Annotated in this window: 5 protein-coding genes and 1 riboswitch; of the genes, 2 read left to right on the plus strand and 3 right to left on the minus strand. The window is 38.0% G+C overall.

The features are described from left to right. Position 1: 1 nt before the first annotated feature. A complete protein-coding gene (locus tag Q0A08_RS03620) occupies positions 2-1,426 on the plus strand; it encodes an ATP-binding protein (protein WP_438464933.1) in 1,425 nt (474 codons plus the stop codon). A 60-nt stretch (positions 1,427-1,486) separates the two neighbouring features. On the opposite strand, the gene Q0A08_RS03625 is transcribed toward Q0A08_RS03620, so the two are convergent. Beyond that, positions 1,487-1,975 carry a 6,7-dimethyl-8-ribityllumazine synthase gene (locus Q0A08_RS03625; RefSeq protein ID WP_438464935.1) on the minus strand — a complete coding sequence of 163 codons (489 nt, stop codon included), beginning with the start codon at positions 1,973-1,975 and terminating at the stop codon, positions 1,487-1,489. A gap of 123 nt (positions 1,976-2,098) precedes the next feature. Continuing rightward, a riboswitch (FMN riboswitch) is annotated at positions 2,099-2,242 on the minus strand. A 220-nt stretch (positions 2,243-2,462) separates the two neighbouring features. Further along, positions 2,463-3,401: a cupin-like domain-containing protein gene (locus Q0A08_RS03630; protein WP_438464937.1), complete on the minus strand. Its 939-nt coding sequence runs from the start codon at positions 3,399-3,401 to the stop codon at positions 2,463-2,465. 139 nt (positions 3,402-3,540) lie between these two features. Here Q0A08_RS03630 and Q0A08_RS03635 point away from each other — a divergent pair, with 139 nt between their 5' ends. Next, the gene (locus Q0A08_RS03635; RefSeq protein ID WP_438464939.1) at positions 3,541-4,794 is read left to right on the plus strand and encodes an MFS transporter; all 1,254 of its coding nucleotides are present in this window, start codon (positions 3,541-3,543) and stop codon (positions 4,792-4,794) included. A gap of 8 nt (positions 4,795-4,802) precedes the next feature. On the opposite strand, the gene Q0A08_RS03640 is transcribed toward Q0A08_RS03635, so the two are convergent. Further along, entirely contained in the window at positions 4,803-6,125 is a 1,323-nt protein-coding gene (locus tag Q0A08_RS03640) for a hypothetical protein (protein WP_438464941.1), read from the minus strand. Positions 6,126-6,240: the final 115 nt, after the last annotated feature.

Raw genomic sequence — 6,240 nt, forward strand, 5'->3', positions numbered from 1 at the left:
GTTGAAGCAATATATTTATCAATCCATTTTAAGACGTACCTTATTTCTTGTGATGACCTGCTTGGTCTTAGTTGGCAGTATTATTTCTATCGCAGGTATTGTGAATGCGAACCATGAAGTCGAAGAAATATTTGATGCCAGACTATCACAACAAGCGAGAACACTAAGGACATTAGTCACAGGCAGTATTATTAATGATTTAAATTTATCACAACGTAAAAACTTTTTAGATGTGATTGAGAATTCTTTAAACAATAAAACTGACAGTTCAACTGACCCTCATGAGTATGAACATAAGGTTTATTTTGAGATTAAGGTAAATGGTGAAAACTGGTTAGGGTCAAGTCATGCCTTGATTAATGATCTTTCAAACTCAAAGCAGGGATTTTCTTATGTTGAAAGCCATGATCAATCTTGGAGAACTTACCATCTTATCAGTAAAATAGAGGGTAGGGATATCAGTGTACTGGTTGCTGAGAGGGAAGATATTAGGAATGAAATGGTTGAGTATATTGTCTTACAAACTGTCATTCCTCAGGTTATATCGTTACCAATTTTAGCTTTTTTATTGATGTTGGCGATTAAGCGTGGACTTTCTCCAATTGGAGCACTAGCTAATGAAATATCTAATCGCAATCCTAAAAAATTAGAGCCTGTTCATATCTCGCCATTGCCAGATGAACTAGAACCCATTCAGAACAAGTTAAATGATTTGTTATTTAATATTGATGACATGATGGCAAGGGAACAGCGCTTTATCAGTGATGCTGCTCATGAATTACGAACCCCTTTAGCAGTTCTTAAAATTCATGCTCAAAATGCCATTCAAATAGATGATTTAGCCGATAAAGAAAAAGCCCTTAACGAGCTTGAGCAAGGCGTAGATAGATCAGCTCGTATTGTTGCTCAATTACTTACTTTAGCCAGATTAGAGCAGGGTAAACCTGTGAAAGAAGCGAAAGTAGCAGAAACGATACATTTGGTTAAGCACTCAAGACAGTGTCTAGCCGAGTTAATTCCTTTGGCAAATAAAAAATCGATTGAAGTGACTTTGGATGCCGAAGAGTCTCAAGAATGGCAACTAACCATGTCAGAAGGAATATTTGATATCTTGATGCAAAATCTCATTTCCAATGCGATTAAGCACTCTCACAAATCAGGTTTGATTGAAGTTTTAATAACGCAAACAGATAAACAATATTCAGTTAAGGTACAAGATCATGGTGTGGGTGTTAAGGAGACAGAAGGCGCAGCAAGTATCAAGCATCGTCTAATTGAGCGCTTCTATCGAGATGGGTCTCAAGCAGGCGCAGGCTTAGGTCTCTCTATTGTCCATAACATTATTGAGAAATTTGAAGGCGACTTACTCTTTACAGATACTGCTGGTGGCGGTTTAACGGTGGAGTTGGTTTTGCCTATTAAGTAAATAGGGTAAAAACTAAAAAGCCGATCTAAAAGATCGGCTTTTTTAATGAGAAATTTAAACTTAAAGGGCTTTTGTTTGAGCCGTAAGTTTGATTGTCTCATCAACAGCATTAGCTAACTCAGTACCTTTAACAACAAAGTGACGGCTAAAGTAATCTTTATGCTCAGCATGTTCATGGAAGTTATGAGGTGTTAATACAGCCGTTAAAACAGGTACTTCAGTTTCTAATTGAACCTGCATAAGACCAGTACAAATTGCTTGAGCAACAAAATCATGGCGATAAATACCACCATCAACAACTAAACCGGAACCAGCAATAGCAGCATATTTGCCAGTCTTAGCTAAGATTTTTGCTTGTAATGGGATTTCGTAAGCGCCAGGAACAGGGAAAACATCAATATTATCAGTATTGTATCCACGTTTGGCGAGTTCTGCTTTAAAGCCATCAAGGCAGTTTAAAACGATGTCTGAATGCCAAGAACCGTATAAAAAAGCAATTCGTTGGTTTTCAGCGTTAAAAGTAGAGTTATTCGTTAAGCTCTGATTCATTGGTAAATCCTATATAAAATATTGAATCAGGGCGAACGGACAGGCAAAAAAAACCATGAAGGAAGAACCCACACAGTATTACCAGTTAATGAATTAACACATTAAATGGGTCTATCTTGTCTATCACGCTCTCTATCATCCGGACTATAACCGTCGGCTCTGGAATCACACCAGATCTGCTGACTCTAACCAAGGTTAGACGCTCGCGGGCTTAAACATAAAGTTCTTACCGCCGGTGGGGAATTACACCCCGCCCCGAGAACGAAGCTGGTTTTGTTACCAGCAGGCAAAATGTATTGGTTTATCAGGCAGGTGTCAAAGGAGAAAGTGAACTAATTCGTACTTTTTTAGATGATTTCACAATATAGACATTATTTGTCCGTATTTCGACAATAATTCAGCTCTAACTGTATGAAACGTAATCAGTTCATCATTATGTTCCAAGATATTAATTGTTCTCAAAAAGCCTTAGTAAGAGACAGTTTTCTTAATTGTTTATATTTTTAGGTCTAAAAGGCGTTTGAAAAAGACGTATCACTTGTGCCATAAAACTCAGTGAGCCAAACGCGACGACAAAGGGCGTGTTCTTATTTGGCTTTGTCAGTGATTTCTTCCATATTTTTCTCACGGTAGGATAAGAAATATCACCCATGACATGTAGTGGAGAGCGCCAACAATTTGCGACTGTAATACCATATTCAGAATCAAGAGTTTCAACGCCATGCCACCAAAAAGGCGGGATATAAAGTGCATCACCAGGTTCGACCTGTGCAATGAGAGGTTGTATTTTCTCTTTGTCCTTATCTTTGAAAGCATCTTTTAGCAAATAGGCATCTGTTGTGAAAATATCATGCACTATATCGTCAGTTATTTTATCAGGTGGCAAAAGCCCAACCCGTTTAGTACCTTTAACCTGACACATTAAAGTTTCATCAACAAAATGATAGTGCCATCCTGTTCCTGCTTTTTTATAAAAAAATGCACGACTTGTTGGGTAGGCAATTGGTTTTGTAGGCTTCGGCAGAAAGTTAAAGCCTGTCATGTCAACAGCAAGTGCATTGTACGGTGCTCGCTCTAATAGAATAGATGGCGCGCTGATGGTGGTATTGGTGTTAGCAGATAAGAGATCAAGTATTTGTGCGAAGGTAACATTAGTTTCATCAACCAACATATTCTTTTCATCATCATAATTCATATGAGGGTAATACTTAGACGTATTCTCACCACAAAGCTCTTTTAAATAACCTTGATTCTGCCACTTATTGATTGCCGGCCAATGTGAGATCGCGTTTTTAATTAAACAAGGTTTGTTTAATGAGACAAAATTGTCGTAAAAAGATGATTCAGTTAATGCTTCGGCATCAATACAAACTACCTGTTTAGCGCTATCCATGCCAGGAATGTTGTTTAAGATTTGTTCATCCATGAGTTATAACCTAAATCCTAACTGATTAATTTATTGTGATAATTGTTTGAACTTTGTTATATGGTTATAACATTAATGTCACATTTAAAATAAATTTTTTTGTAAGCAGCTAGTATTCGATACTTGATAGGATTTATGGATGAATCGTAAACAATTTAGTCATTATTACGGGCTTCTTTTAGGGCTCTTTTTCTTTGGTCAGTTCTTAGTGCTTCCCATCTTGACCCCTTTGTTTATCGAAATGGGCGCCAGCATTGAAGAAATTGGTGTCATTATGGCGGTAATGGGTGGCACTGTTATCCTTTTAGAAATACCTACTGGGGGACTAGCCGACCAGATAGGCAGAAAAAAATTATTCATATTTTCACTAATTCTTAATATCTGTTCACTGCTATTTTTGTGTGTTTTCCCAAATGTGATTGGTGCGATCATAAGTATGCTTTTCTGGGGGGCTGGAATCTCTTTAAGTTCAGGAACAATAACAGCTTGGTTTGTTGAAACTTATCAAGCGTCAGAGGGAGAACAGAGCCTACAAAAAGGGTTTGCTATGGTGGGTTTTAGAACCAACTTGATGGGAGCTTGTGGCGCATTACTAGGCTCTCTTCTTGTTTATCTGGGCATTTGGATGTCAATAGATCAATTAACTCTCTTTCGAACCTTATTGTTAACAGCGGCAGGTTGTTATCTTTTAGTATGTATCGCTTCTTATTTTTGGATTAAAGAAAAGAGGGTGTTTAATTCTATATCAAGCTCTAGTTTTAATGGTGTAAGTCTGCAGTTAAAAACGGGAATTGTAGCCGTATCTCATCCTGTCTTATGGCGAATCTTAATGTCAGGTCTGCTTGCTATTCCACTTGCAAGTGCAATTGAAAAATTTTGGCAGGTCGAATTTTATAATTTAACCCAAGGAGAGTCTCTTGCCTGGATGTTTGGACTGGTTTTTGCTGTCACTCTATTTCTTGCAGGACTTGCTGCACGCGTAACAACTTGGCTGTGCGATATTTTGAATCAACAAATGGGCAAGGTGTTATTTATTGGTTTGGTGTGCCAGCTTTTAAGTGTTATTGCGTTAAGTCTTTCAAATCATATTATTCTATTTCTCATTTCATTTATCGTCTTTGATTTCTCCCTAGAGCTAGGTGCGTCTGCCCGCAGCCATTTAGTCGGACATGCGACACAAGACAATGTGAGATCAACGGTTGATTCTATTATGTCCTTTGTTTCAAGGACGGGAGGTGTACTTGGCACTCTGATTTGCGCATTAGGTGCTAGCTATATTGGGTTGACTAATACTTGGTTGGTTGGGGGAGCAATTGCATCTTTTGCTAGTGTGATATTTTTAAGTCAAATTTTAAACACACGAGTAGAAAGCGCGATTGCAGACCCAAGTTAAGCTTATGTCTATCTTTCACTGTCTTTTTGAAGTCTAACAACTCCCACCGCGGCGTTTCTGCTCGCATTAATCACACCGCTAGCAGTGAGCGACTGTCTGACACTGCCGCCAGAAAATTGATTGTTAATATTGAAGATGCCATAAACACAAGGGTTAGATGATTCAACAAAGTCGCCTCTGGCTGTCATTGCGATATGTTTTTCTTGGGTGGCGTTGACTCTACGCTGTAATATAAATGCTGAGGCCATATCTTTGGCATTATTTAAACTTTGTTGCCAAGACTCATTCGGTGTTTCCCATTTGCAGATAACACCTTGCCCACCATAACCATTAGCCGGCTTAAGCAACCAGTCATTGCCAAGATCGAGTTCAGATGCGTTTTCTAGTAAATAGGTTTCTGGTACGAGCGACTCAATGGCTTTAACTTCATCTGCTGAAAAGAGAGTATGGTGATACTTATCAGCAATGAGAGCAAGTATGGCTTTGCTCATATACAGCTCACTTAAAAGGTCGATTGTTGGTGTGATCTCATCATTGTCTATGGCGCATAAGTATCCATGATACTCATCTTCAGCCTCAGCAATATGACTCATGCTAAAGACCTCGAAAGTCATAACATCACCATCATGTTCATCTAACGCTTTCTGAAAGTCCGTATGTACTATGGTTTTAACCTGAATCTGCAATTTAGTGGCAAGAGCCATAGAGATACTATTCGCAATCAGAGGGCTCTCTTGATACATGGTCTCATCATCAATCACTAAGACAAGCGGGTTGTTTAGCTTGGTAAGTTTTGGGGTCATAAAGTTGGAAATTTCATCGAAAGGAGCAGCCCAGACTTCATTAACTAGCGAGCTATCTGTTTCTTGTTGGGCTTTGTTAAAGCAGTCATCATATATTTTCTGGACTTGATCGAAGGCAAAGCCACCTAGAGATCCACCAGCGTTAAGCTCTAAAACTTTTAATCCGGAATCTGATTTAATGAAATCCCAGCGACAAGGGGTTATGACATTGAGATGACGCTTGGCATAGCTATCAAAAAGGGCTTGTAACTTTATATTTTTAAAGCCTACAGCATTTGAAAAAGCGTAATAATCTCCATCATAAAGTTTTAGTGCTAGTTTTTTTATGAGTTGGAAAAGCGTATTTAGCTCAAGCGTATTTTTATAAATTTCCGTCTCAGTAAATAGGCTAGGAGTAAGGATCAAACTCCAATCAGGGCGTGTAAATCGGCTTAAACTTCCTACAGATCTAATATCATCAGCAACATCATCTGACTCTGGATTCTCATCAAAAAAAGAATACCAAAATTCTTTATTTACACACTTCATTTAACCTCACAAGCTTAACTTAACAGTCAAGATTAATAATTTCTTTACTAACAATAACTTTACAAATGCATAAATAACAAGTAAAAAGTTTTTAAAAAAAAATAGTTTAGGTTGA

Origin of the sequence: Marinomonas sp. PE14-40, from assembly GCF_051623805.1 — a bacterium.
In the GTDB taxonomy this organism is placed as follows: domain Bacteria; phylum Pseudomonadota; class Gammaproteobacteria; order Pseudomonadales; family Marinomonadaceae; genus Marinomonas.